Source organism: Desmospora profundinema, assembly GCF_031454155.1.
Taxonomy (GTDB): domain Bacteria; phylum Bacillota; class Bacilli; order Thermoactinomycetales; family DSM-45169; genus Desmospora; species Desmospora profundinema.
In genome coordinates this window covers 112,282-138,683 of record NZ_JAVDQG010000006.1, presented here as the reverse complement: position 1 = coordinate 138,683, position 26,402 = coordinate 112,282, and the positions used below count along the sequence as shown (strand labels likewise).

Sequence of the window (26,402 nt, the reverse complement as noted above, 5' to 3'; positions counted from 1 at the left end):
TGCCACAGGGGTTCAACCCGAAAAACATCATTCACCCATATGAGGAAAGAGTCGGTTCTTTTACGCAGTCGGTTTGTTTTTTTTCCACCGATGCTGGTCCAATTCGCACAGATGCTCCGGATCCAGCCATAACATTCCATTTCTTCGATGTCCCAGGTATTTGAGGGGGTTCCGGACACGGGTGAACAGATACACCAAGGAAAAAAACAAGCCTGCCTTAATCATAACCAGAACCGACCAGGCGATCGCGTTCAAACCAACTCCCCCTTTTTTTCGACAGCACCTATTCAGCTGCCGTCCATGCATGCAACCCCGTCGCCGATCTCGGCCGCATGCCCCTGTTATGCCGTTTCGGTCTGATTCGGCCGCCGTTCGTACCTCTCCGGCTCCGGCAGCAAAAAGCTGGCAAAGGATGCAAAAACCAAGATGATGACGGCAGTCACAAAGGCGATCTGATAATTCCCCGTCCAGTCAAACAGCAGCCCCGGCAGATAAGCTCCCAAAGCGGATCCCATCTGATGAGCCAAATACAGCCACCCTAAGATCATACCCACGGAATAATGCTTGAAATATTTGGTCGCGAGCAACGAAGTCGGGGCGACTGTCGCAAAATCGACCAGCCCGAACAGAATGGCAAAAACCATCAGCAGGACATAGTCGTGGGTCACCATCAAAATCAGGATTGAAACAGCTCGGAGAGCATAAAGAAGGGTCAGGTAGTTTTTATTGCTCCACCGATCCGCGATATAACCGGAAAGGATGGTTCCCAAAATATTGAAGCCAGCCAGCAAACTGACCGCCGTACTGGTGACTGTGGCGGAAAATCCATGATCATGAGCAAACGGAATCAAATGAGTGTCCATCAATCCTGTGGTGGTAAAGCCACAGATAAAATATGGCAAGAGCAGAAACCAAAATTTCCGCGACAGAAAAACGGCATGGGAACCCCCCCGTGAAACGAAGTTTTCTTCCTCCTTCCGATCAGCGGTCACAGGCTCGCTGCCATAGGCCTTCATCCCCTTTTCCGAAGGAGACGTCCGCAGAAACAGCGCCAAAAGAGGAAAGACAAGAACCGTTAATCCCACACCCAACACCAACACGGTGATTTTCCAGCCCCACGCTTCTATCAGAATCAATGAAAAAGGAACGAGAAACAATTGTCCCGCCGCTGTCCCCGCGGTAATCATACCCAATGCAAACCCGCGCTTCTCATTAAACCAGTTCGTCACTGCCACAGATGCCGCCACACCCGATGCCCCTCCAAAACCAACGGAGGAAAACAATCCGTATAACACCACCAGATGCCATGGCGAAGTGGCAAAAACCGTTAAAAGCGTTCCCACTCCCACAATGAAGATGCTTCCGGCCAAAACGATCCGAACGCCGAAACGGTCGACGATCCTGCCTACAATCGGCTGGGAGACTCCATAGACGATAAAACTCATCAGCGCCACAAAGGAAAGAATACTCCGACTGGCGTGAAGATCCGCCTCCCAGGGTGTAATGAATGCTCCGAAGGATAAGCGAATTCCCTGTGCGGACAACAAAGCCAGAAACGCCAACAGCAATACCCACCATCCATAATGAATGTTCCGTAAAGACAACGCTGTCTCACCACCGGATTATCCGATTCGTTTCTGCGAAAATATTTAGATATGGCATCCGTTAAAATCAAAGTAAATAACACCGTTCATAACAGTCAACAACAGTGTATAACACTCAAGACTGTTGAACGGTGAAGGATTATTCCGCTGAAGTGCCGAAATTTTGATACCAAAGGAAGACAATCATACCTGTTTTCGGTCGTGGTTGCCGCTCCTATGCACAGTGACTGAGAGTATTGTGCGTAGCCGGGCTAATAGTTTTAAGATAGTGCTAGGGGATGAATCATGAAAATTGATTTAAACCGTTCCTCAAAAATTCCACTTGTCAAACAGATCAGCCAAGCATTGGAGGATCGGATTCGGTCTGAACACCTTAAAAAGGGTGAACGACTGTCTTCGGTTCGGAAAATGGCCAACGATCTTGGAGTAAGCCCTGTGACAGTCATCAAAGCCTATGATTTGCTGGAAAAGGAAGGTCTGGTGACGAGAGTTCACGGAAAAGGCACTTTCGTCTACGGAGAGGCGGAGTCAAAAGCCTGCCTGTACCATCAACCTGCACAAACCATCACGGACTACATGCACCGCTCCCAATACCTGATGTACACCCAACGAAGGAAAAGGGTGGACTTGTCTTCATCCACCGTCCAGACGGAACTGCTGCCTCTCCCTGCATTGCTGGAAAGTGTCCAGCATCTCATGGAAAAAGAACCGGAGGTCCTTTGCCAATACGGTGACATCAAAGGAGACGGCGAGCTTCGCAAGGCCGCCTCCAACTATTTGACGTACCAAGGTGTTTCCGTCGATTCCAATGAATTATTGATCACCAACGGCTCCCAACAGGGTATCGATCTGGTCGCCCGCTGCTTCCTCCGTCCGGGAGATGTCGTCATCACCGAAGAAACCACCTATTCAGCAGCCATTGACACCTTCCGGGGAACGGGAGCTACTATCCTGCCCGTTCCCATGGACCGTGACGGGTTGCGCGTGGACAAACTTACTGCCCTGTGTGATACCTATCAGCCCCGGCTCATCTATACCATACCCACCTTCCACAACCCTACGGGAACCGTGATGAGTCTGAAAAGAAGGGGCCAACTGCTCCAACTGGCGGAGAGCATCCCGTGCCTCATCGTGGAGGATGACCCCTGGAGTGAAATTTATTTCGACGATCCTCCCCCTCCGTCCATTAAATCCCTGGATTCCACAGGCAATGTGATTTATTTGAAGGGATTGAGCAAAATTTTGTCCCCAGGCTGCCGCATCGGTCTATTGGCCGCTTCGGGACCCGTACTGAAACGTTTGTTGATTGCCAAGACCAACTCGGACCTGGGAAGCCCCCTCCTGACACAGCGGGCTATTTTACCGCTGCTCCAAGCGAAGAAGACCCAGACCTACTTCCAACAGCTGCGAAAAGCATTAAAGGAAAGGCGGGATCTGGTTGTCCGTTGCCTGCAGGAACACGCTCCCCCAGGCATCGATTGGCTCATTCCCTCCGGCGGATTTAACTTGTGGCTGACTCTTCCCAGGGAAACAAACGCCCACGATCTGCTTCACCATACGGAAAAAGAAAACATCAGTTTTCTACCCGGTTCCGCCTGTTTTTCCAGCGACCCTTCGTACCACTGCCTGCGGATCAGCTTTTCCTCCGCACCCAATGATATTCTATACTCCAGCATAAAAGAATTTTGTCGAATCTTAACCGATTATCTAGAAAAAAGGCCTTCAGAAGGGATAAAGCCCATATTTTAAAACAGCAACCCAAACGGGTTGCTGTTTTAAAATAATATTATTTTACTAACGTGTACTACAAGAATGTTGACTGTTATAAATGGAACCAAGTAGATTGATAGACAAAATCAAGCAAAGGGGCTAGAAAGATGGAAGCATCCGTGAAGGAGACATCCAAAAGACCGTCTTTTTCCAGGGAGATTATCCAAGAGATTCGCCGATTACACCGCCGTGACAATTGGCATGGGTGGATCGCGATTGGAAGTGACTGGTTTCAGATCCTCATCACGGTGTCCGTGTTGATGATCCTTCCCTCTTATTTGCCTCTTGCTGCCACCGTAGCCCTCACCCTCTTGGGTCTAATCGTCATCGCCTCCCGTCAGCGGGCTTTGGAACATCTGTTGCATGAGGCTTCCCACGGCAATTTGTTCAAAAATCCGCGCTTGAACCGTTGGGTTACGCTGTGGTTCATCGCCTACCCAACTTTCCATTCATTAGAAGAGTACAGCAGAAGTCATATGATCCACCATCGAGATCTCGGACACGACCATGATCCTGACTTTATCGCCTATCAAAAGCTGAACATTGACCAACTGCCGGTCCCCACCCGTCAATTTTTCTGGTACTACGTGGTTTGGAACGGGTTACGCGTTCCTTTCATGCAAATACCAGACTTTTTACGAAGGATCACCGGCCTGTTTGCCGAACCTTGGAGCCACCGTTTGGGACGGTACGCATTCCTGGCTGCATGGGTCGGGATCCTTCTGCAAACAGGATGGCTGACCACTTTTTTGTTGCTATGGATACTCCCCCAAACCCTGATCCTTCCGATTCTCCGCTATTTCGGGGAAATGTCCAAACATGCCGCTTTGATTGATAACGAAACCATCCTGACCATGACCCGCAACCGGTTCCCGCACCCGGTAGAGAAATACCTGATGAGCGCCCATCACGATAATTATCACTTGGTTCACCATCTGTTTCCAACCATTCCCTTCTATCACCTTTCCCAGGCACACAAAGCGCTGATGCACGACCCTCGATACGCCGCAGCGCATCACTGCGACGGTTATATATGTTTGGAACCGAAGTTCGAACACAGCATTACCGATGAACTGACCCTCTCATCCCAGGAAATACAGAAAGGAGTTTTATATGAGTAACCCCATGCTCTCCACCATCGCCGTTCAAGTGGATCCGGCCGTCCTCCAAAGACATCCCCGTTTACGGATCACGGGGATGGCCGTAGATGGTGTTAGTCCCCGCTTTGAAGATTATCCACAGTTAAAGGACTATTTGGAACAGGTCCGGGAAGAGTTTGATCCGGATCACCCGCTCTACCGGCAGGAAATTCAGCGCTGGCGCGCCGCTTATGGACAGATGGGGATCAAACCCAGCAAACACCACTGCTCCCTGGAATCTCTTTACCGCCGGATGTCCAAAGGACATCTCCCTTTTGGCATCCATCCGCTGGTAGACCTGTACAATGCGATCAGTATCCGATACGGGCTGTGCATGGGCGGCTACGACCTGGACAGGATCCGGTCTCCCATCACCCTGCTCTCCGTCACCGAAGAAGCGCAAATGACTCCCATCGGGTCCTCGGATCCGATCCATCTGCAACCCGGGTCCATCGCTTATGCCAGTGCTTCGGAAATCATCTGCGCCTATTGGAATCATCGGGATGCAGACGCCACTAAAATCAGTGAATCCACCCGACGGGCCATTTTCTTCATCGACGAGGTGGAACCAGAGGAGGGGCGAGCCCCTCAGGCTTTGTCCGACTTAAAAAAACTTCTCGCTATTCCCATGAATTCTCTTTCCAAAACTTTCGTGACCGACAGCCAGAATCCTTCACTGGAATTACCCTTGAAATAACAAAAAGGAGAGATCGTATGCAACCCACGACGAAAAAGACCTACGGCTTTCAAACACAGTGTCTTCACGCCGGTGACCACCGAAACCAATCCGGACATGTCAGTCCTCCGATCAGTCTATCAACTGCCTTTGTCTTTCCCGACACAACCGAAGGAGCCCGCAGAGCGGCAGATATCGAAGCCGATGAGTTTTACGGCCGTTGGGGCAGTACCAATGCCCGCGAGTTTGAAGCCCTGATCGCCGGTTTGGAAGGAGCCGACGATGCGGTCTGCGCTTCATCAGGACTGGGAATCATCTCGATGGTCGCCCACGCCTTTCTAAACCCCGGCGACCATTTCGTCGGCGTCCATGCCTGCTACTCCGAAACCAAAATCCTGTTGGAATCCTTGGCCAAGCAGCTATCCCTCGATGCAACATTCATTCAATCCGACCGGATCGAAAATTTTGAACAGGCGATCCGGCCCGATACGAAACTGGTCTTTGCGGAAACACCGGCCAACCCCACCTTGTCATTGGTGGATATCGAAGGGGTCGCCCGTATCGTCCGTGAAAAGAGCGACGCCGCATTCGCAGTGGATTCCACATTCGCCAGCCCTTATAACCAAAATCCCCTGGCCTTAGGGGCCGACATCGTCATCCATTCGGCAACCAAATATATCGGCGGCCATTCCGATGTCGTCGCAGGGGTATGTGCCGCGCGAAAACCATTGGCCCATCAAGTCCGCGACAAGTTTTCCTTCCACGGCCCTCACCTGGACCCCTTCTCCTCCTGGCTGCTGTGCCGGGGCATCCGGACACTCGGGCTGCGGATCCGTCAGCAAAACGAAAATGCCCTGGAACTGGCGCATTATCTCGAGTCCCATCCCAAGGTGAACCGGGTGTACTACCCGATGCTGGAAAGCCATCCACAGCATACATTGGCCCGCCGGCAAATGAGGGGTGGCGGCGGGATGATCTGCTTTGAAATTCAAGGCGGGATGGAGGCCTCTCTCCGTTTCATTTCCACCATGCAGTTGAGCAAACTGGCTGTCAGTCTGGGCGGCGTCTCCAGCACCATCACCCATCCCTCTTCGATGACTCACAACCTGTTGCCCCGCGAAGAGAGAGAAAAAGCGGGAATCACAGACGGCATGCTCCGTTTCTCGGTCGGGATTGAAGAGGTGGATGACCTTAAAGAAGATCTGGAAGAGGCCTTTCGTAAAATCTAGGCTTGCTTTGGACCTCATCAAAAACCCCCTGTAGGGGGTTTTTTGCTCTACCCGATTTCGCGGCCAATCGATTGTGACTACCGACGGCTGGACAAAAAATCTTCTCGCAGCTGAATAATGGAGGACTGATGCAACCATTGCTCCATCGTCAACTGTTCCTCATCCACCATCTTGGGAACGGGAGCTCGTTGCTGAAAACAGTGATTCCGCACCTCATGGGTCTCAAATCCGTCCGGTGTCAGGGTGACTGCCCTCAAGTATCCGCCGTATTCGATCTGCCCTTCTAAATTGAAAGATCGGTCTGCCGCCTGTACCGGCAGACGAAGGATATTTCGGTGACCGTGAATCTGAAATTGATTTGGAGGGGTTTGATCCACCCACGCATGGTCAATGTCATCCTCAAATTCACCAAATCCCTTGATCAACTGCTCCGTTGATACAAACGCCAAGTGGCGGGGAATCTCCGACAAGCCGCCATGCGTGACAAGCACCGTTTTGCCGTGGTAGGTATAGTACGCCAGTTGGCGAAACTTCCGGTAGAGCTGGCGCACCTCTTTTTTGTCAAACCCCGCCTCTTCCAGCTGAGGCACCGTATGCTTTCGAAACAAGTGGGAACGGGGTTCCTCCCCATTGGCCCATTTAAAAAAGTGGATCTCGTGGTTTCCTTCGATCAGGATCACATTCGGTTTTTGATAATGATCCAAAAAGAATTGCAAAACCTCTGCATTCTGCAACCCCCGATCCAACAAATTCCCCACGAAAATATACAACTCGTCCTCTTTCAACCCCTCTCCCAAGTACTCCATCAAGGCATCATAGCAGCCATGGAGATCACCGATGTGGTGAATCTTCTTCCAATCACTGAAATCGAGCGGCTTCGACCATTCCTCGACCACTTCCCAAAACGCATCCGGTGGAATGACCGTCACCCATCCCGGCAGCTTTTGACCCTTAAATTGTTCATAAGCGTCAAGGATGATCTCCTCCGGAACCCGTTTATGAGGGTCCCGCGCTCGATTTTGAGCCAGTGCCGTCTCCATCGGAATTTGGGTGAAATCGACGACATAGCAACGGTAGCGATATTGTTGGCAAAGTTTTTTATACGGGGATAGGGTTGACGAACGGACATGGGTCGCATCCACAATGGTGAGATCCCCCCGTTCCATCCGTTGTTCCAACAAGTGAAACAAGTGCTTCCAGACCCGTTTGTCATTGGATTGACTGATCCGGGGCTCGCCGTGCAGATTGTACTCCGGGTTTTGATACATCATGCGAATCGCATCGGCAGATAGAGTGTAGGGAGAAAGATCTCCCTGATGAATCCACCGGGATTTCCCCGCTCCCATCGGCCCTCGCAACAAAAATAACAGTCTCATCGTCGTGTTCACACCCTTGATTCGGTTCTCATCGTCACGAAAAACGTGCAGAAATTGCGCGGATAATTGGTACCATTCTGAAATGTTTAATCTATATCAAACATTATTTTCTGTCAATAAAAAAGTGACCAAACCACCCGGCAGCGAAATATGGCCTTTTTTATTCACCATTTCAAGACCATGTGCTCCTCGTCCACATACTCCTGCTCGATCTTTAACGATTCTTTTTCTAAACCGTAGGGCTTAAAACCGAGTGACTCATACAGGGTACGGGCCGGACCGTTGTCAGCTGCCACAGTCAGCTGTAATTGCTCCATTTCGGGCAGGGAGCGCGCCTCTTCGATCAACCTTTCCAGCATGGATTTGGCCAGCCCTTTTCCCCTGACAGCAGGGGATGAAAATACCTCCATGATCATTCCCTTGTGCCGCACTTTCCGCCCTTCGTTCCGAATAAAACCCACCATGCCCCGCAGTTGACCATCATCATCAAAGCCGCCGAGGACAAACCGATGGGGCGTGGAAGTCAGTTCTTCTTTCCACTCCTCCAGCGATTTGCCGTCGCTGTCCTCCGGAGCGGAAGAAAAAGCCTCCGGATGCAACTCTAACGCCTCTAATCGCAAATCGCGGTAATGGGCAGCGTCGGCAGGGGTCAACTTGCGAATCTCCATATCCATCCTCCCATCCAGCCCGGTTGTGTTCGCTCCCCTTTAGCATGACCCAACCCGCCTCCAATTTTGCAAAAAGGAAAAAACGGAAACATGATTCACTTCATTTCGTAAAAAGGAGACACGAAGAAACCGGGCTGACACTCCATCCAGACTAAGGGGTGAAAGCTTTCCGGCTCCGATTCGGATAAAATGGATTCCATGCCAAAAAAGGGAGGCAGCTGTGAGTTCATGCATTCCCTAATACAGTTATTTACAGTAAATTGCCGACTGAAAGCCACGGTTTGAATCGTGGGATGAAAGGCGGCGTGGCTCGGTATCCCCCTTGCGGGGATAATACCATTTCCTCTCTGTGTTGCAGCTTATAGGAATATACTGATACTCTCGGGATATGGAACAGGAATACTGAAGAACGAGAACGACCATTTCCCAGAAAAAGAGGGGGTGAATCTTGTGCCAACGATTACACTGCGTCTCGAGCTACATAGGCCCACTCTAGCTAAGCAAGCCATGTATGACCAGATGACGGAAATGAACACGAATTTCGCAAACTGGTTGCTACTCCATCCAGAAGTGAATGGGGCGACGAGCAAGGTATTCAAAGAGTTCTCAGAACAGAAGTTTCTTTCTGCTGTCGTCAATCAAACCATTCGCGAAGTAAAATCACAGAAGAAAAAGCAACGTGCTAAAGGTTTCAAGAAGATGTGGTGTGGCTTCAACAATCAGAATCTGAAAGTAGAACGCGCTGGCGAGCTGTATACTGTCTCGTTCCCCACACTGGAGAAACGGATCGGTGTTCCGGTCGTTGCCAGACCGTATCAGCAAGCTTGGATAGAAAAGATCATTTCAGGAACGGTGAAACAAGGTGCGGCGAAGCTATACCAGAAGAAGCGCAAGTGGTACATAGCGATCCCGATCACATGGGAGACGAAACAGTCCCGAGGAGAAAAAGTGATGGGGATTGATTTAGGTTTACGCTATTTGGCAGTGACCAGTATGGGAACAAAATCGCTCTTCTTCAGGGGATCGGCGGTAGCCTATACTCGCCGCAGATATTCGGCGCGGCGTAGAAAGCTGGGCAAAGCGAAAAAGCTGCAAGTGATCTACAAATCCAAGAATAAAGAGTCCCGCTGGATGAGAGACCAAAACCACAAGATCAGCCGTCAGATCGTCAACCGGGCACTCGCCAACGGTGTTGGAGTGATTCGCATGGAAGACCTGACGGACATACGCAATCGGACCAAATCCAGAAAGAAGTGCGAGAAGAAAGATCAGGGTAGAAACCTTCATTCTTGGGCGTTCTATCAGTTGAAGGAGTTCATCCGGTACAAGGCAGAGATGGCGGGCATCCGCTTTGAGGAAGTCAAAGCGGAGTATACCAGCCAAACTTGTAAATGTGGCCATCGAGAGAAAGCAAACCGAAATGGGCTGCGATTTCAGTGCAAACAGTGTGGATATACCTGTCATGCTGATCTGAATGGGGCAATCAACATCGGTAAGGCGATCTCGGGACTCGCCGCCTAGCGTACTGGTAACAGGTACGCCGCCCATGTCACGTATCAAGTGAACGGAAGATTATACCGCATGCCGTTGGCACTGTCCTTTATCTTCATCGGCTTCTTTATCTGGATTGCTGAGAATATCGCCACTTTTTTGGGGGCATGGCAATATCCGAATCAACAAGACGTTTGGAGCTGGGTACATCTGGGGAAAATCAGTTCCTGGTTTTTGCTGGTGATCATCAGCTTTGTCATCGTTGCGCAGTTAAAACATCTCAAGGAATCCAGGGCCGGTCGCAAAAAAAATGGAGAAGCAAAAAAAATTGCCATCTAATCACTTGATTCGATAACAAAAAACCACCAGTGAATCACCTCTCACCAGTGGTATCTAATCGTTGCCCCATCCTTTCGAAATGAAGCTGTCAGGGCGTGTCTGAATAAATCCGGAAGATTGAATGACCAGACACGCCTTACTTATGCTCCCGGCTGAGCCGTCGAGTCCCGGACTCCCTGCTGCAAAAGATACATTTTGTGATACAAGCCCTGTTGGGATAAGAGCTCCTGATGCGTTCCCCGTTCCACGATCTCGCCGCGGTGGAGCACCAGAATCAGGTCGGCGTCTTGAATCGTGGACAAGCGGTGGGCGATGGCGATGGTGGTTCGTCCCTGCCGCATCCGTGAAAGGGCTTGCTGGATTTTCTCCTCTGTCTCCGTATCCACGCTGGCCGTCGCTTCGTCCAACACCAGCACCTTCGGTTTCTGCGCCATCGTACGAGCAAAGGAGAGCAGTTGCCGTTGACCGCTGGAAAACGTAGCCCCCCGTTCGCCGATGGGTTCGTCATAACCGTTGGGAAGCTTCTCGATAAAGGAGTCCGCCTGGACAAAACGGGCCGCTTCCTTTACATCCTCCTCGGAGACATCCGGATGATGAAGCCGAATGTTTTCCTTTACATCTCCCACAAACAAGAAAGGATCCTGCAGCACCAGTCCCAGCTTTTTGCGCAGCTCACCGTCGCGGAAAGTGGACAGCGGGTGACCGTCGATCGTGATCTGCCCGTGTTTCACTTCATAGAACCGCATCAGCAGATTGGTGATGGAGGTCTTCCCGCTGCCGGTATGTCCCACCAACGCTACCGTCTGACCCGGCTCGGCGGTAAAGGAGATATTTTTTAGTACATCCGTGTGGCCGTCATAGGAAAACGTCACCTTGTCAAAGACGATCCGCCCCTCTGTGATGCGGGGGTCGTCATTTCCTTTCCGGGCCGGCGCCCTCTCCTTTTCATCCAGAAGTTCAAACACCCGGCCTGCCGACACCACCGCCTGTTGCAAGAAGGTGAGTTGCTGCATCATCTGGTTGACCGGTTCAAACATCCGCGACAGCAGGTTGATAAAGGCATAAAGAACACCGATTTGAAGCGCACTTTCCCCGATATCGAATCCGAAAAACCCCAGCACCAGGATCAAGGCCAACAAGTAGAGAAGATCCACCGCCGGCCGCAGCAGCAAGCCGTTAAGCTTCGTGCTCTTCATATTGGCTTCATAGTGCTCCCTGTTGGTTTTTTCAAATTCCCGCTCCAACCGCTCTTCCTGACGGAAGGCCTGGATGACGTTCATACCCTGGATGGATTCGCTCAACTTGGCGTTCAAATCGCTCAGCTTTTGGCGCACCGTGTGAAACACCCGATAGCTGAGCCGCCGATACAGGACCATCAAGCCAAATACGAACGGCAACAAAAACAAGCAGAAAGCCGCCAACTGCACATCCAGGATGAACAAGGCCACAAAAATACCGAAGATCATCACCATATTTTGGACAAAGGTGGACAGCACACTGACAAACAAGTCCTTAATCGCCTCGGTATCGTTGGTGATACGGGATATCAGAGCTCCCCCGGGCCGTTTATCAAAGAATGACAGTCCTAAATGCTGTACCTTGCCGAACACATCCATGCGCAATTCCTGGATCACCCGATGGGCGATCCGGTGGAAGGAAAATAGCTGAAAATACGTCAACACCGCCGACAGCACGAGCAGGACCAAGTATGTGACCGCCAGGGTGATCAGGGCAAATGGATCAAAAATACCGGGTGTTAAATAGTCGTCGATATATACCTTAACCAGCAGCGGTCCGGCCACATCGGCCGCAGTGGCAATCAGGAGCAGCGCCATTGCAGCGGCCATGGCTTTACGGTGTGGGTTGAGATAGGCGAGCAACCGGCGCATCACCATGGGCGGCACCTCCTCCTTTTTCAATCATCGATTCCAGTTGCTGCTGCCGGTACATCCATGCGTACCAGCCATCCTGGGCCAGCAACTCCTCGTGGTTCCCCCGTTCCGCCACCGCCCCGTCTTCCAGCACCAGGATATGATCCGCGTGCTCGATGGCGCTCAGGCGATGAGCGGCGATCAGGGTGGTCTTATTGCGGCGCATCTTCCGCAGGGCCTCCAGGATCTCCTCCTCCGTCTTGGCATCCACTGCCGACAACGAATCGTCCAGGATCAGGATCTCCGGATCCAGCAGCAAGGCCCGAGCGATGGAAATCCGCTGTTTCTGTCCGCCGGAGAGGGTGACCCCCCGTTCGCCGACAACGGTATCATATCCCTTTTCAAACCGGAGGATATCCTCGTGGATCCCGGCCAGGCGGGCGGCCTCTTCGATCGCTTCCTGGCTGGCGTCCGCTTTCCCGAATGCGATGTTTTCCCGGATGGTGACGGAAAAGAGAAAATGATCCTGCGGAACATATCCGATCGCCGAACGAAGCGCATCCCGTTTATATTGATTCACCGGTACATTCCCGATCCGGATCGTCCCTTCCATACAGTCAAATTCCCGCATCAGCAACTTAAACAGCGTGGTCTTGCCGCTGCCCGTCCTCCCGACGATGCCCAGGGTTTCCCCCGGCCGGATATCGACCCGGACCTCCCGCAAGGCCGGTTCCTTCGCTCCTTCATAACCGAAACGGTCCACATCAAATTCCACGGTGCCGGAAGCCCGTGTGGAGACGGCCCCATCCCGATCCCGAATGTCCGGCTCCACCTCCAGCAGGGTGCGAATGCGGTCATAGGAAGCCCGTCCCCGTTGCACGATATTGAACAAAAAGCCGAAGGCGAGCATCGGCCAGATCAGCTGGCCCAAGTATATGGTGAACTGTGTCAACTGACCGATCGTCATTGTCCCCTGAACCACAAACCACCCGCCAAACCCAACCGCCAGAAAAAAGGAAAGGCCGATCACCAGGGAAATGGTCGGACCGAACAGGGCGTCCACCCGTGCGACGGCGATATTTTTAGCCACTACCTGCCGGGACAATGCCTGGAAAGAACGCTTCTCGTTGGCTTCCTGGCCAAACGCCTTCACCACCCGGACACCGGAGATGTTCTCCTGCACCTTATCGTTCATATCGGAAAAGGCTGCTTGGGCCAGATGAAAGCGTTCATGCAGCATCTTCCCGTATTTGCTGACCGCCAAGGCGATCAACGGCATCGGGATCAATGCGATCAACGTCAACTCCCAGCTGATGAACAGGGCCATCGCGGCCACAACAAGCCCCCCCAGCACCAGAGAATCCACTAGGGTGAGTACTCCCTCCCCCGCCGTCACCTGAACCGCCTGGATATCGTTGGTGGCATGAGCCATCAGATCACCCGTACGCCGGCGATGGAAAAACGAGGGGGACATCCGGCTGAAATGGGCGAACAGCTGGTGGCGCAGCTGCCGCCCCAGACGGAAAGAGGCACCAAACAGCAAAATGCGCCACACATAACGAAGAAGATACATCCCCACCCCCGCCAACGCGATCAATCCCAGCCACATCCCCAGCTCAGAACCGGTTATGGCGCCGGATTCCAGGCCATCGACCACTACCCGGACTACAAAGGGAGGGAAGATTTCCAAAAACGCCACCAACAACAAGATGATGACGCCAACCGCATAACTTCGTTTCTCTTGTTTGAAAAACCACCACAAATCTCGAAAAATGCTCATCGGTTCCCCACTCCATCTGTCGCTTAAATGGCACCCATCATTTTGAGCGGCACGTGCCAAATCGCTCCGCTACTCGAAACATTCCTATCTGATTATATCACCGGTCTTACGAAAAATCGCCACTTTTTCACAAAAAAAGCGAACAGCTATTCGCTGCCGCTTCGATCAGGATGAAAAAAAGAAAGAGTCCGCTATGCTTGGGCCCGATAGGGAAGAGATCCCTCCAGCCTAAGAAGGGTTTCCTTGATTTCCAAACCGGCTCCATAGCCGACGAGGGACCCGTTTGAGCCCACCACGCGGTGGCAAGGTACGAGAATGGAGACCGGATTTTTGTTGTTGGCACCACCGACCGCCCGTACCGCCTTGGCCGCTCCCATTCTCTGCGCTACTTCTTTATAGGAGCGAAGTTCTCCATAGGGGATTGTCAGCAGCTGTTCCCACACCAGTTTTTGAAAGGACGTCCCAAACAGATCCAGGTCCACGTCAAAGGAGCGACGCCGTCCCTCAAAATACTCCCGCAACTGGCGGGTCACCGGCAAGAGAACCTCGTCATTTCTCTCCATGCTTACCCGTCCCAGCCATTCCTTTGCCCAACGTTCCAGATGCAGCCAGCGCTCTTCCCCTTTGGCAAAATCCAGCCGGCAGATCCCTTTTTTGGTGGCGGCCAACCGGATTCCGCCGACCGGGCTGTCCATCTCCGTCCATACGATTGCGCGTGATTCTGGAACCATCAACCTTGAGCCTCCCTGTCCCTTCTCTCTTCTGTGTCGAGAGTCGATCGGTTTTTCAAGGCTTTCTCCACTTCCCTCCAAACATCGGGATCCTTTTCATTGCGCTCTGCATCACAGAGCGCTTCCTCTGCTTCCGTTCCTCCGATGCGCCCCAGAGCCCAGGCGGCCGTCCCCCGGATCACCGGGCGCGGGTCTTCCTGAAGCAGCCGGATCAGATCCGGGACGGCGGTTCGATCTCGAAAACGCGCCAAAGCGATGATGGCATTCCGCTGAATCGGCTTCTTGCCGCGCCAGGAACCGGCCATGGATCCAAAACGCTCACGAAACTCCCGGTTACTGATGGAAAGCAAAGGCTTTAAGAGCGGTTTCACCTGTTCCGGATCCGGACGGAAATCTTCCTGATGAGTAAAGTTCTTTTTCCGGTTAAACGGGCACACCGCTTGACAGGTTTCAAAACCGTAGAGATACCCGCCCAAAAGGTCGCGGTACTCCTCCGCCAGGAATCCTTTGGTTTGTGTCTGGTAGGCGAGACATGCCTGAGAATTGAGCTGTCCCGGCGCTACCAGCGCTCCGGTGGGACAAGCGTCGATACAGGCGGTGCAATCTCCGCACCCCGCGGTAACCGGTTGATCCGGGGGCAAGGCGATATCCACCAGCATCTCCCCCAAAAAGACCCAGGAGCCGAATTCAGGCGTGATGAGGGACGTGTTTTTCCCGATAAAGCCGATCCCCGCCCGCTCCGCGACTGCCCGATCGGATAAAGCCCCCGTATCCACCATGATCTCTGTGGTTACATCAGGGACCAGCTCTTGCAACCGTCGCTCCAGCCCCTCCAGCTTGCGCCGGAGCACCCGATGATAATCCTGCCCCCAGGAGGCGCGGCAAAAGAGGCCGCGGTACTCTCCCGGCCGGTTGGCGGGCGGGTTTTCCATCCGGGTGGGGTAAGCCAGAGCAATGGCGATGATGGTCCGGGCTTCAGGCAGGCTGAGACGCGGGTCGGTTCGTTTATCCAAATCCTGCTCTTCAAAACCCGACTCAAATCCGTTCTCCCGATGCCGTACCAGCCGTTCTTTCAGTTCGGTGAAAGGGTCCGCTGTAGCAAACCCGATCTTGTCAATACCCAGCCGCCCGGCTTCCTCCACCAGCGCTTGCTTCACTTGTTCCGGCGTCAACTTCTTCTTGGGGCAAAGCCCCTTACTATTGTCGTCCTGTAAGGGCAACTTCTTCTTTGGGCCAAATTCCTTACCATGGCTGTCCTGTAAGGACAATCCCGGCTCTTGGGCGAAGCCTACCTGATTCTCCATCACCGCCACCTCCTTTCCGTCTCTATAATCCACTTTCGATTATACCATGATCTCAGTGGTTTTACCCAAAGACCGGAAGGAGGCTATCATTATTGTATCGGGTGAAATCCTGTAGCATGATCCCAATTTTCATGTTTTGAAAATCAGTTTTTAGGAATGGCACCACGAGCCAGTTCATCACAGCGATTGTTTAATTCCACATCGCTATGCCCTTTCACTTTGACGAATTCCACTTGATGGCGGCGCACCTGTTCCAACAGATCTTGCCACAGATCCCGGTTTTCCACCGGTTCCTTGCGGCTGTTCATCCATCCGTTTTTCTCCCAGTTCACATACCAGCGCTGTTTAAAGCAATTGACCATATAAGCACTGTCCGTATGGAGCTTCACCCGGCAAGGTTCCTTCAAGCGTCGCATCGACTCTATCGCGGCGGTCAATTCCATCCTATTATTGGTGGTATGGGGTTCCCCGCCGGTCAGTTCTTTCCGGTGGTCTCCATACAACAGTACGGCCCCCCATCCTCCCGGCCCCGGGTTGCCGGAGCAAGCCCCATCCGTATAAATGATCACTTCTTTCACATGCGTTCCTCCTTATCGGACACGCAACGTCCGCAGGCGATTGACCGCCCCGGCCAGTTCCAGTTTCCGCGGCAGGGCCAAATCGCCGGGATGCTGCCCACGAAACGGAGAGATGACATCCAGCCCTTTCTCGTCGACCTCCTGATACAGTTCGTCGATCAGGGCTTTCAAGTCCTTCTTCCCATCCGCCCGTTTGCCGATCCACCGCATCATCTCTGCGACGGCGCGTGTCTGGCTGGTATCCACCAACTGTTCCAGCCCGGTCAGATCGACGGCGGTCGTGCCGAATAGGATATGATGCAGCCCCTTCGCATCCACCTTTTCCTTCCGTCCCTTCTGCGGGTCAAACCCTTGGGCCAAGACCTGACGCGGAGTGACCGTTCCAAACCCGCTTCCCCCTTCACGAGTGCGCTCATTCACCTGGGCTTGGGCGATATTCTTTGCTTCAGCGGTCACATCCACCGGCCGGTACTCATCCATCATGATCACCGTATCCGCCACATCGAAATAATCCCCGGAGCCGCCCAGGACGAGTACGCTGGAGGTTCCTTTTTCCTCCGCCAATTGACGCACCTTATCGATAAAGGGCGTAATCGGCTCCTTCCCTTTGGCCACCAGTTTTTGCATACGTCCGTCCCGGATCATGAAGTTGGTGGCACTGGTATCCTCATCGATTAAGAGACAGGTGGTTCCCATCTCCAGCGCCTCCATGATGTTGGTGGCCTGAGACGTGCTGCCGCTGGCATCGTCGGTGGAAAAGCGCCGGGTATCTCTGCCGAAGGGGAGGTTGTTGATAAAAGGGGAGATATTCACCTTTTCCACCCGGCGCCCGTCTTCGGACCGCACTTTGATGACATCGGGGTCGGTGATGACATACTCGCGGCCGTCCCCGGCCACATGGTCGTAAACCCCCCGTTCCAACGCTTTCAAGAGCGTGCTCTTACCATGATAGCCCCCACCGACGATCAGAGTGATGCCGTTTCGGATCACCATCCCCCGGATGGGGTCACCATGGGGAACGTTCACCTCCACTTCCAGGGAAGCAGGTGATTGAAACGGAATCACATTCCCCCGGGACAACGGCTTGTCACTAATCCCGCTCTCCCTCGGCAGAATGGCGCCGTTGGCGATAAAGGCGATCCATCCCTTCTCTTTCAGGAAGCGACGGATGGCCCATTGGTTGTCCACCAGCTTCATCCGTTCCTCCACCGCTTGCGGGTCCAATGTTTGACGGGGAAGGGCTTCTTGTGCCAGCTGCGGCAACTGCCGGCACAGCATCTCCTCCGCTTTGCGCCCCAAGACACGGCGTCCCTGAGCGGGCAATCCCACGGTGACGCGCACCTCCACAAAGGCTTCGTTCACCACCACCGCCGTCCGCTCCAGGATCTCCTGTCCCGGACGGTCCACTTCGATCAGTCCGCTCTTGCCTGTTCCTTTCACTTCAAAAGAATGCCGCTTCGTCTGGCGGGCCCAGCAGCGGGCGATCCAATCCTCCAAGGCGATGCGGCGGTGCTTCTCCCGGTACCACTCCGCGGGATACCCCGCCCGCTCCATCGGCATCCGCACCCGCAATCGGGAGGGAGCGGCAAAGGGATCCCCCTGGACATAATCGATCGTCAGGCGAAATCCGGGAAAGGCGTATTCCCCCTGGATATCTTTATAAGCTTTATATCCTTTTCCATCGATCCGGGATAAGGTTTGTTTCAATCGCTGCAACGTCCATCCTCCTTCACCGGTCCAATTTCTTCTTTCTTTTCGGGAGTTACCCGCTTTTCCAGTATGTACAAACGAGGGCGCGACATAGAACAACAGCCATGATCCGTCCCCATTATCGCACATGAAAGGGGACTCTTGCAGGGGAGGAGTGGATCTTTCCCTTTGTTTCCTCCGTGTTTCCCATTTCGCCGAGCGCTCCAGAAAGAAAAAACAGGGGAATTATCCCCTATTTTCAACAGAGTAGCAGACCTCATTCGCTACGCTTTACCCCATATTTCAATAACACATACTGCCCTATCCAATCGATGGTCCAGAAGATGAAAAACACGGTTACTATAACGGGGAGATAATACGGAAAAGCAAAAGCGAGCATACTTGGATCATCCCCGAAGTTTGCAAATAGAAAAACAGCAAGGGTCAGCACCGCTCCCAACAGATAAAGGAAACCAATCCGAATCCATTTCCACCAGTTTTCGTGTTTTTTTACCAATCGTTCGGCAAGGATCGAAGTAACCAACATGCCGATATAAATGATAAAAACATATTCGATGCTGTTAAAATGCGGGATATAAATAGTCTCGATGGTAAACAAAAAAACGGCTAATACAAAAAGCTTTCTAATGATTAGAGAGATGCTAGGACGCCAGGCCAAAGAAATCTCCTCCAAACCAGGCGAACCCACGTTTTTCGACTATCTGAAAAATCTCCTTCCGTTATCATTCTCCTGTTGATCGAAAGGAATCAGAGGGATTTTGTTTCGATGTTTTCTTCCATTCCTTCGGTTTGGATTTGGCTTTAAACAGCGGTTGGAAGGAATCACGGTAAGACCAGAACAGAAAACCCCACAGCAATGAGAGAAGGATGACGAGCGGAAGCAGCTCCGCATCTACAAAGATGTGAAAGAAGAAGATGTTCACGACAAGCGGAGATAGGACGGCGATCGTCAACGGGATCAAGGTGTTCGTCAGCAAAAGGATGGCACAGATCAATTCGGTGGCCTTGACCATAATCAGCAAATAGCCGTCACCCAGGAATGCTTCTGCCGCCGGGCTGGTGGGTAAAAACGCACCAAAACCGAGAATGACCGCCCACCCGTTTAAAGCGGCTGACAGGAAGATCAGGCCCAAAACCCATCGGGAAAGTGATACCATCCTATTCATTCATCCTTCTCCTCCTTGGAATGTTTCGCTTTGATTCGGAATATGATTATTGTTGTTTCTCTGCTCGCGCACCATTTTCCTCTGTAGGGCGAGTCTCAGGGCCTATATTCCCTTTTCTTTGAGGAAAGAATCATGGTCCGCCGGTTTCGGACAACACCTCGCGGTACGCATCCCGGATCGCCTGAAAATCGGCCCAGGCATCCCGCTTGCCGGCGGGATTACGCAACAGGTAGGCCGGATGAAAAGTGGGCATCATCCGGACGCCTTTGCGCTCAAACCACTGCCCCCGCACCCGGGTGATACGGGCTTCGGGATCAATCAGAGCACGGGTTGGGGCGGATCCCAGTGTGACGATGAGACGGGGGCGGATCATGACAAACTGCTCCCGCAAAATGGTGATGCAGGTTCCCATCTCCTCCTCTGTAGGAGTACGGTTTCCCGGCGGGCGGCATTTGACGATATTGGTAATAAAGACATCCTGCCGCGGGATTTCCGCCGCTTCCAGTATTCTGTTCAACAACTGACCGGCTTTTCCCACAAAGGGACGGCCCTGCCGATCCTCATCCGCACCCGGACCCTCTCCCACAAACATCAGCGGAGATCGCGGATTTCCTTCTCCCATGACGATATGGGTGCGCCTTTGATGTAATGGACAGCGCGTACAATTCTCATATTTACGATGAACTGTCTCCAGTCCCATCCTCTCTCCCTCCAACCCGGTTCGTTCTTTTGAATCCACCTGTCAGGCGGATCGAGTGCCCCTTCAGGTAGTTCCGATCTTTTTTTGGGCCTTCACACGGACAAATCGGTCGGCTTGACTTTCCGTCTTCACCCCATGCACAAGTCTCACCTTGTCGCTTTCCATTCCCAGGTCTCACTATGTATGTCAGAGTCGACTCCGCTGGAAAACCAAACTTTCTCCACGTAAACACATCGATATGGGTAGAAAGGGCATTCGTTAGGGGGAAACGGTTTGAACCGCTTTTTCATAGGGTACAAACATTATCTCACACCCCCGTTTACGCTTCCAGGGCTTGGCTTCTTCTCTTTTACGGCCAACTGTAGTATAATAAGAGGTCGGGTGTTTCTATAGAGAGTCACAAAAACTTAAACGCCCCTTTAACAGCGGTTCACACCCCCTTGTTATATTGAATGGGGGTATCTTAGACAAAGGAGTGGCTCCATTTGTCGATGTTGAACTACACGATGTTCGTTTCCGATATCGACGGAACACTGGTCACACAGACTAAAAACATTCCCGTCGCCAACCAACAAAGTATCTCCGCCTTTCGCGAACAAGGTGGTTATTTTACACTGGCAACCGGTCGCAGCTATCTGGAAGCCAAACGATTCATTCAGGAATTGAAGGTGGATCTGCCCGTCATCCTGTGCAACGGCGCTGTCCTGTTTGATCCGGCCACCAAGGAACTGAAAGCCGTCTCCTCGGTGGAACGGGGCTTGTTGTTTCGCCTGTTGACCCAATTGGAAACCTGGGGGCAAGAAGTGGAGATATTTATCTACTCCCTCGACCGCATCTATGCCACCCGGATCAGCCCCCCGTTGCAGGAAGCATTAAAGGAACACGACGATCAATTCCCGCTGGAACTGATTCCGACTTATGACGACCTGCCTGATGTACCGGTTATCAAAGTGGTGGCGGTGGCCGCGCCCCACACCATGCCCAAGCTTCACCGCTGGTCCGACAGCTTGAACTACCCGTTGGAGACAGTGCAATCCTCGGAAAATTTCTTTGAAATCCTTCCTGGAGGTACTTCCAAAGGGAATGCCATGGAGCAGATAGCCAAACGCTATCGTCTCACCATCGACCAATGTGCGGCAATCGGCGACCATTTGAACGATCTTTCGATGGTGCGTAAAGCCGGGCTCTCCGCTGCCGTCGCCAACGCCCATCCGGAACTGATTCAAGCGGCTCATCATGTGGTTCCCAGCAACGAAGAAGCGGGTGTTTCCCACTTTCTGAATCAATATGTTATCCACCCCCGGACAGCCGTTCAGGGAGGATAACGACAAAAACGGTTCTTCCCGCATGGGAGGAACCGTTTTTTTGATTAGCCTATGGTCGGGTGCTCGTCGGGTATATTCCCGTCCCGCATCGGATACCTTATGACCGATCTCATACAAGGAGGCGGTCCCCTGTGAAGCACCTGTACGCCCTCGCCTTTAAATTGATCGTCGCCTTTGTCAGCATGTGGATCTTTCTCGGTTGGCTGGCCAATTGGAGCTTGGTCGACATCCTGTGGGTCAGTCTCCTGTGGGCCGGATCCAGCTATGTCATCGGCGATCTCTGGATTCTCCCCCATGTCAACAACACCGTCGCCACCCTGCTGGATACCGGTCTTGCTTTCGCCCTGATCAGCTTTGTCGGCATCTTACTTTTCGGTATGGAGTTCACCTGGATCAACACCAGTCTCTTATTGGCTCCCAGTGTGTTCATCGGAGCGGGAGAGTGGGTGTTGCATACCAATATGCAGAGGGAAATTTTTCACAAGCCGTTATGATTGACAACAGCAGGCCGGGGAGCGATTACCGTCTCCTCCCCTTTCACCGATGAGAGGAAAAGCAACGGTTTCCATTCCAGGGTTCCAAGGTCCATCCAATAAACTCCTTGTCCGCAAACAAAAACGCAAAACAAAAAACGGGCCCAATGCCCGTTTTTATCCTGTGGTCGGGGCGACAGGATTTGAACCTGCGACCCCCTGCTCCCAAAGCAGGTGCTCTACCAAGCTGAGCCACGCCCCGTTTATATTAGTGCGGTGAATCATGCGAACCAAAATACTGAACTTCGATCGAGCACTTCAGCTGAGTCAAACACCGCAACGACTATTATACTTCATGTACGTATCGTTTTTCAAGGAAAAAATACAGGGAAATTATGCGCCGTTGTTATGCTGCTGGTTGGGGATGGTGATGTTTCCCTTGGACTGGACCCGGCGTATACCTCCTCCTTTGCAGCCCGTAATGACGTTTCCAGTCACGATATTCCGATTCGCCCCGTTTTGGAGAACCACACCGGAACCCCCCGCTCCTTGAATCACATTGTTGCCGATGGTGCTGTTTTCGGAATCCTCACGTAAGGTGATCCCGTCCGCCGCAGGCTGGTAAAACGTGTTGCCCGTGATGGCGGCGAAGCTGCATCGGGTCAGTTGGATCCCCGCCTGAACGCGATGAAAGGTGTTGCCCCCAATGTGGAGATAACGGTAACGCAACCCCTCGATTCCTTCGGCTACCAGTTCCTCAAAATGGTTGCCGGTGATTCGGATATGCGTATGATAGACACCCTCCGTCTCCGAATGCGTGCCGATCCCGCGGTCCCATCCACCGGTAAAGGTACATCCCCGGATCTCAATGTCGGTACAGGGCGTGTGATCATAGGGACCAAACCAGGGAAAGGCGCTGGAATTGATCATCAGGTCAAGCTGAATCGCCTCACTCCAGCGGCGCGTCAGGGTAAATCCGCTGAAATAGCAATCAGTCACACGTCCGTCCTTCACTGCATTTAGTTCGACAGCGTGCCAGTCCCGCACATTCAGGATGCGGACTCCCTCCACCCGGACTCCTGTCGCATGTCCCGCCGCAATCACCGTAAAGCGAACATCGTTGGCATCCATGCGTCCATCCCAGGTTCCGCCACTCACCCGGATGTCGCGGGCCGCTTCATACCCTCCGCTGCCGTCGCTGCTGTTAACCAGCATCACATTGATGGGAGCATCCCGCACAATGGTAGCATCCTCCGCCAAGCGCAAGTGGGTGTGGCTATAGATCACCAGCGCTTTCCGAATGATATACGTCCCACCTGGCACCGCCACTTCTCCGCCCCCGTCGTCCCGGGCCGCATCCAGCGCCTGTTGGATCGCCCCGGAATCGTCCGCAGTCCCGTCCCCCACCGCGCCAAAATCCAACACATTGTGCACCGGCATCCGTTTTCCCCCTTCAGATGTTCTCCCACAGAAAACTGTATGCTCCTTTTGGCTGGACATGACGGGTTTCATCGTAACCATTTCACCTGCAACAAACGTGTACAAATCAATTCAACGGCCCTCCAAACTCTCCCTTCACAAAAACACCGTTTTTGTCACAAACTGCATAAAAAAATGGCTGTCTCCATCTGAACAGCCATTCGAGCCGAATCGTCCTATCTGATGAGAAAGCGGAAGCCCTTCAAAAAGGCTCCCGCTCTTTCCTTCGTTCTTATGATAAGTTACTTTTTGATAACCACACAATCACCTGTTTGAAGCTTTAGGACATCAGCCATAAAAGCTCGGGCCATCGCATTGGTCAGTGCTGTTAATTCTTCATCGTCCTTCGCTAACAAAGCTAACGGATCCCCACCCAAGTACCGGTTTTTATCGGTTGTTACAAAGGCGATAATTCCTTTGCCCTCAGCTGTTTTCTTCTCCATCTACTGTTGTCCTCCCGTCATTGGATTATCCATTAGTTCCGGCGCTTTTTTTACACTTTCCAGCAAGGGAGTATTTAAAATCGTCTCTTTTAACAGTTCAAAATTATGCTCAATCGGCACCAAGGCGATCACCACTCGATCATCGGTATAATTTTGAAACGAGAAGCTGTACATTCGTAACCCAACAGCCCGTGTCGACTCGTGCAGCATCGCTTGGCGCTGTCCGAAATGCTCCAGGATAAGGTTATAGTGAGGGTGCTTGGGATGGATGACAACACCCAAACCGTTTTTTTGGAACAGAGTCTTTGCCAATTCGGATCCGGCTAAATTGGAAACAAAGATATCATCCACATATAGATCAGACCCTTTTATATCAATTTTCCCTCTCTTTACAACGGCGACATCGTTTACTTTCTTTCCTTTGGTAAATTGTTTGAGTATAAGGAATAAAATCGCCCCCGCTAATACACCGGCTGTAACTTCAATCCATGTCTCTTGTTCTAAAACCTGCATCGTTAAAGCTGTCACAAAAGAGATCAGCAAGGAAAAGTAATTACGGGATTCAAATGTTTTGGCAATGCCGTCGATATAGGCATCTCCCCGCGGTGTATATTCATTTTTCTCCAAATCCTGCAAGCTTTCTTTTTCGGTTTTGCGCACCTCACGAAACTGTTGAATCGCAAGGGTAAGGAACGTAACGGCTATAAAGTTTTTAGTCATTAATGCAGGTATGACAAAGGCACCTAAAGCCGCAGCCACGGCTGCCGTTACAAAATGAATTAAAAACCCGCTCGGATAGCTGGGATATTGTCGATAATCCTGTTTCATGGTGAAAACACGTGCCAAAGTCCCCGTAATCACCGCAGTCGTAATCATCACTAAATATTCAGGGGAAATCAACCCGTTATTTTCCATATCAATCGAAACCCTCCTCTTATAGCTTCGGCCATTCAGCAGAACTCACACAGCGATTGGTATTCACTGGGGGTATCAATATCAAGAAAGCTTTTCCCATGCTTATATTCGATCTTCAACCCGCGATCCGGGTCTTTTCGTAAAATCCGGCGGGCTCCCTCGTCCCCCTGTATTTGATAAAGGTCAGGGAACATCTCAGAATCAAACAGAACGGGAGGTCTTGGAACTCCCCGATAACACGAGGCGATATACTTCTCTTTTCTCGTTTGATAAAGACGAATAATGTGATTGATCATTTTCACCGTAATCAATGGTTGGTCGGCAAGAATGATCATGATTGCCTCCGACTGAAACTGTTGTGCAACATTGAGGCCGCATTTTAATGATGCTGACTGACCTTGAATCGACTCTTTGCACGGTTGGAGCACCCACCGATCACGATAAGGAGGGGAGAAAAAAGGGGAAGGGATCCACGCAGGAGGATCCTCCTCCTGCGTGACAATCACGATCAAATCCAACTGAGATTGGATTGCGGCTTCTAAGGCTATGCTACCCAGACTTTTTTCGCCTACCGATAGGGAAAGTTTGGGACGTCCCATCCGCTTGCTCTGCCCAGCTGCTAAATAGATTCCCGTAATCATGAGGTTTTCTCCTTTGACGAACCGTTTGAATCACATCGGCAAGGATACTGATCGCAATCTCTTCCGGCCCTTCCGCGCCGATGGAAAGTCCGACCGGTGAATGAATCCAGTTTGGGATCTCCTCCGTACCCAACAATCGGGAAGTACGTTTTCGGGGGCCTAACACACCGATATAATTTAATTTTTCCCTTAAAAGGATTTGCAGGATTTCCCGATCTCTTTGAAAATGATGGGTCATGATAATAACGGAATCCCGTGGGGAGAATGAAAAATGCTCGACGATGGAGCGTGGAAAGCCGACTCTGCAGTCATCGGCATCCGGAAAATGAGTCCGATTACAAAATTCCGGTCGCCAATCGGTCACCGTAACAGAAAACCCTACATGAGCGGCAAAACGGACAAGCGGGACGGCGTCCGGCCCCGCCCCAAAAATGATCAGGCGCGGTTTCGGTTCAAATAGTTGCATAAAATATCCTTCCGAACGATCCCATTGCATGGGAAATGCTCCATCCCATTTCCCAAAAGCCTGTCGATGTTCCGTTACAAATAGGTAATCCGTCACAGATCCCGTGTCCGACAGCTTCTTCACATGAAGAACGGAGATGCCCTCATCCAAGTATTTTTTCAACCGTTTCAGATGTTCCGCAAGTGGAGAGTCGACCACTTCTAAAAGCACCCGGATCGAACCATTACACCCGCTGCCTTGCCCCCATAATCGATCATCTTCTGCGCTCATATCATACTCAATGGTACGGGAGGTTCCTTCTTGCAACACTCGTTGTGCCTGCTCTGCCAGATCCCTCTCTAAGCAACCCCCGCTTAACAGGCCGATTTGCGTGCCGTCCTCATTCACAAGCAGCATCGCCCCTTCTTTTCGATAGGCGGAACCTTCCACTTGAATAATCGTGGATAATACGTTTCTACCGCTTGCATGTTCTAATTCATTTAAAATGTGGAATACGTCTTTCACTGTAGACCCCCGCTTGTTCTTTTT

The 26,402-nt window shown here is 52.0% G+C and carries 25 protein-coding genes, 1 tRNA gene and 1 pseudogene; 8 read left to right on the top strand and 19 right to left on the bottom strand.

The annotated features are described in order from the left end of the window. Positions 1-60: 60 nt before the first annotated feature. A complete protein-coding gene (locus JOE21_RS13575) occupies positions 61-255 on the bottom strand; it encodes a hypothetical protein (protein WP_309867214.1) in 195 nt (64 codons plus the stop codon). 86 nt (positions 256-341) lie between these two features. Further along, positions 342-1,604: an MFS transporter gene (locus tag JOE21_RS13570; protein ID WP_309867211.1), complete on the bottom strand. Its 1,263-nt coding sequence runs from the start codon at positions 1,602-1,604 to the stop codon at positions 342-344. A gap of 285 nt (positions 1,605-1,889) precedes the next feature. Between JOE21_RS13570 and pdxR the strand changes: the two genes are divergently transcribed. The 4 genes from pdxR (at position 1,890) to JOE21_RS13550 (ending at position 6,418) form a co-directional block, all read left to right on the top strand. Beyond that, a complete protein-coding gene (gene pdxR / locus JOE21_RS13565) occupies positions 1,890-3,353 on the top strand; it encodes a MocR-like pyridoxine biosynthesis transcription factor PdxR (RefSeq protein WP_309867209.1) in 1,464 nt (487 codons plus the stop codon). 128 nt (positions 3,354-3,481) lie between these two features. Next, positions 3,482-4,495, top strand: coding sequence for a fatty acid desaturase (locus JOE21_RS13560; RefSeq protein ID WP_309867206.1), 1,014 nt, complete (start codon positions 3,482-3,484; stop codon positions 4,493-4,495). Beyond that, positions 4,488-5,210, top strand: a complete 723-nt coding sequence (locus JOE21_RS13555) for a B3/B4 domain-containing protein (protein ID WP_309867203.1) — start codon at positions 4,488-4,490, stop codon at positions 5,208-5,210. Before JOE21_RS13560 ends, JOE21_RS13555 begins: the two co-directional genes overlap by 8 nt. A 17-nt stretch (positions 5,211-5,227) precedes the next feature. Further along, positions 5,228-6,418, top strand: coding sequence for a trans-sulfuration enzyme family protein (locus JOE21_RS13550; RefSeq protein ID WP_309867200.1), 1,191 nt, complete (start codon positions 5,228-5,230; stop codon positions 6,416-6,418). Positions 6,419-6,495: 77 nt separating this feature from the next. Here JOE21_RS13550 and JOE21_RS13545 read toward each other — a convergent pair whose 3' ends face one another. Both JOE21_RS13545 and JOE21_RS13540 read right to left on the bottom strand, forming a co-directional pair. Then, positions 6,496-7,794 (bottom strand): AAA family ATPase, encoded by a 1,299-nt coding sequence (locus tag JOE21_RS13545; protein WP_309867197.1) that lies wholly within the window; start codon positions 7,792-7,794, stop codon positions 6,496-6,498. A 164-nt stretch (positions 7,795-7,958) separates the two neighbouring features. Further along, on the bottom strand, positions 7,959-8,462 hold the full coding sequence (locus JOE21_RS13540; RefSeq protein WP_309867195.1) for a GNAT family N-acetyltransferase: 504 nt from the start codon (positions 8,460-8,462) through the stop codon (positions 7,959-7,961). A 450-nt stretch (positions 8,463-8,912) separates the two neighbouring features. Here JOE21_RS13540 and JOE21_RS13535 point away from each other — a divergent pair, with 450 nt between their 5' ends. Together JOE21_RS13535 and JOE21_RS13530 are read left to right on the top strand one after the other, a co-directional pair. Next, positions 8,913-9,983 (top strand): RNA-guided endonuclease TnpB family protein, encoded by a 1,071-nt coding sequence (locus tag JOE21_RS13535; protein WP_309867194.1) that lies wholly within the window; start codon positions 8,913-8,915, stop codon positions 9,981-9,983. Between the two features lie 27 nt (positions 9,984-10,010). Next, positions 10,011-10,292 (top strand): annotated as a pseudogene (locus JOE21_RS13530) (DUF817 family protein); the annotation flags it as partial. A 140-nt stretch (positions 10,293-10,432) separates the two neighbouring features. Here JOE21_RS13530 and JOE21_RS13525 read toward each other — a convergent pair. From JOE21_RS13525 to JOE21_RS13485, 9 genes are all read right to left on the bottom strand, one after another. After that, complete coding sequence (locus JOE21_RS13525) at positions 10,433-12,187, bottom strand: ABC transporter ATP-binding protein (RefSeq protein WP_309867190.1); 1,755 nt, start codon at positions 12,185-12,187, stop codon at positions 10,433-10,435. Next, positions 12,144-13,943 (bottom strand): ABC transporter transmembrane domain-containing protein, encoded by a 1,800-nt coding sequence (locus JOE21_RS13520; protein ID WP_309867187.1) that lies wholly within the window; start codon positions 13,941-13,943, stop codon positions 12,144-12,146. The genes JOE21_RS13525 and JOE21_RS13520 overlap by 44 nt, the downstream gene beginning before the upstream one ends. A gap of 191 nt (positions 13,944-14,134) precedes the next feature. After that, positions 14,135-14,674, bottom strand: a complete 540-nt coding sequence (locus JOE21_RS13515) for a methylated-DNA--[protein]-cysteine S-methyltransferase (RefSeq protein ID WP_309867467.1) — start codon at positions 14,672-14,674, stop codon at positions 14,135-14,137. Next, entirely contained in the window at positions 14,674-15,978 is a 1,305-nt protein-coding gene (gene queG / locus JOE21_RS13510) for a tRNA epoxyqueuosine(34) reductase QueG (RefSeq protein WP_309867185.1), read from the bottom strand. Before queG ends, JOE21_RS13515 begins: the two co-directional genes overlap by 1 nt. Before the next feature lie 143 nt (positions 15,979-16,121). Next, the gene (gene rnhA / locus JOE21_RS13505) at positions 16,122-16,556 is read right to left on the bottom strand and encodes a ribonuclease HI (RefSeq protein ID WP_309867182.1); all 435 of its coding nucleotides are present in this window, start codon (positions 16,554-16,556) and stop codon (positions 16,122-16,124) included. Between the two features lie 12 nt (positions 16,557-16,568). Continuing rightward, a complete protein-coding gene (locus JOE21_RS13500; RefSeq protein WP_309867179.1) occupies positions 16,569-18,272 on the bottom strand; it encodes an ABC-ATPase domain-containing protein in 1,704 nt (567 codons plus the stop codon). Between the two features lie 250 nt (positions 18,273-18,522). Beyond that, entirely contained in the window at positions 18,523-18,924 is a 402-nt protein-coding gene (locus JOE21_RS13495) for a hypothetical protein (protein WP_309867177.1), read from the bottom strand. Positions 18,925-18,988: 64 nt separating this feature from the next. Beyond that, complete coding sequence (locus tag JOE21_RS13490) at positions 18,989-19,432, bottom strand: hypothetical protein (RefSeq protein ID WP_309867175.1); 444 nt, start codon at positions 19,430-19,432, stop codon at positions 18,989-18,991. 130 nt (positions 19,433-19,562) lie between these two features. Next, a complete protein-coding gene (locus JOE21_RS13485) occupies positions 19,563-20,132 on the bottom strand; it encodes a uracil-DNA glycosylase (protein WP_309867173.1) in 570 nt (189 codons plus the stop codon). Positions 20,133-20,623: 491 nt separating this feature from the next. Here JOE21_RS13485 and JOE21_RS13480 point away from each other — a divergent pair, with 491 nt between their 5' ends. Continuing rightward, the gene (locus tag JOE21_RS13480; RefSeq protein WP_309867466.1) at positions 20,624-21,457 is read left to right on the top strand and encodes an HAD family hydrolase; all 834 of its coding nucleotides are present in this window, start codon (positions 20,624-20,626) and stop codon (positions 21,455-21,457) included. A 131-nt stretch (positions 21,458-21,588) separates the two neighbouring features. Then, the gene (locus JOE21_RS13475; protein WP_309867170.1) at positions 21,589-21,951 is read left to right on the top strand and encodes a DUF2512 family protein; all 363 of its coding nucleotides are present in this window, start codon (positions 21,589-21,591) and stop codon (positions 21,949-21,951) included. Between the two features lie 164 nt (positions 21,952-22,115). Here the strand turns inward: JOE21_RS13475 and JOE21_RS13470 are convergent. The 6 genes from JOE21_RS13470 to JOE21_RS13445 all read right to left on the bottom strand — a co-directional run bounded on the left by JOE21_RS13470 (position 22,116) and on the right by JOE21_RS13445 (position 26,378). After that, positions 22,116-22,192 (bottom strand) — tRNA-Pro (locus tag JOE21_RS13470). Positions 22,193-22,323: 131 nt separating this feature from the next. Further along, positions 22,324-23,370: a right-handed parallel beta-helix repeat-containing protein gene (locus JOE21_RS13465; RefSeq protein WP_309867168.1), complete on the bottom strand. Its 1,047-nt coding sequence runs from the start codon at positions 23,368-23,370 to the stop codon at positions 22,324-22,326. A gap of 281 nt (positions 23,371-23,651) precedes the next feature. Next, the gene (locus tag JOE21_RS13460) at positions 23,652-23,852 is read right to left on the bottom strand and encodes a capping complex subunit for YIEGIA (RefSeq protein ID WP_309867165.1); all 201 of its coding nucleotides are present in this window, start codon (positions 23,850-23,852) and stop codon (positions 23,652-23,654) included. Continuing rightward, a complete protein-coding gene (locus JOE21_RS13455; RefSeq protein WP_309867163.1) occupies positions 23,853-24,767 on the bottom strand; it encodes a YIEGIA domain-containing protein in 915 nt (304 codons plus the stop codon). A gap of 35 nt (positions 24,768-24,802) precedes the next feature. Further along, on the bottom strand, positions 24,803-25,366 hold the full coding sequence (locus JOE21_RS13450) for an NTP transferase domain-containing protein (protein WP_309867464.1): 564 nt from the start codon (positions 25,364-25,366) through the stop codon (positions 24,803-24,805). Continuing rightward, positions 25,317-26,378 (bottom strand): XdhC family protein, encoded by a 1,062-nt coding sequence (locus JOE21_RS13445; RefSeq protein WP_309867159.1) that lies wholly within the window; start codon positions 26,376-26,378, stop codon positions 25,317-25,319. The genes JOE21_RS13450 and JOE21_RS13445 overlap by 50 nt, the downstream gene beginning before the upstream one ends. Between the last annotated feature and the right edge of the window lie 24 nt (positions 26,379-26,402).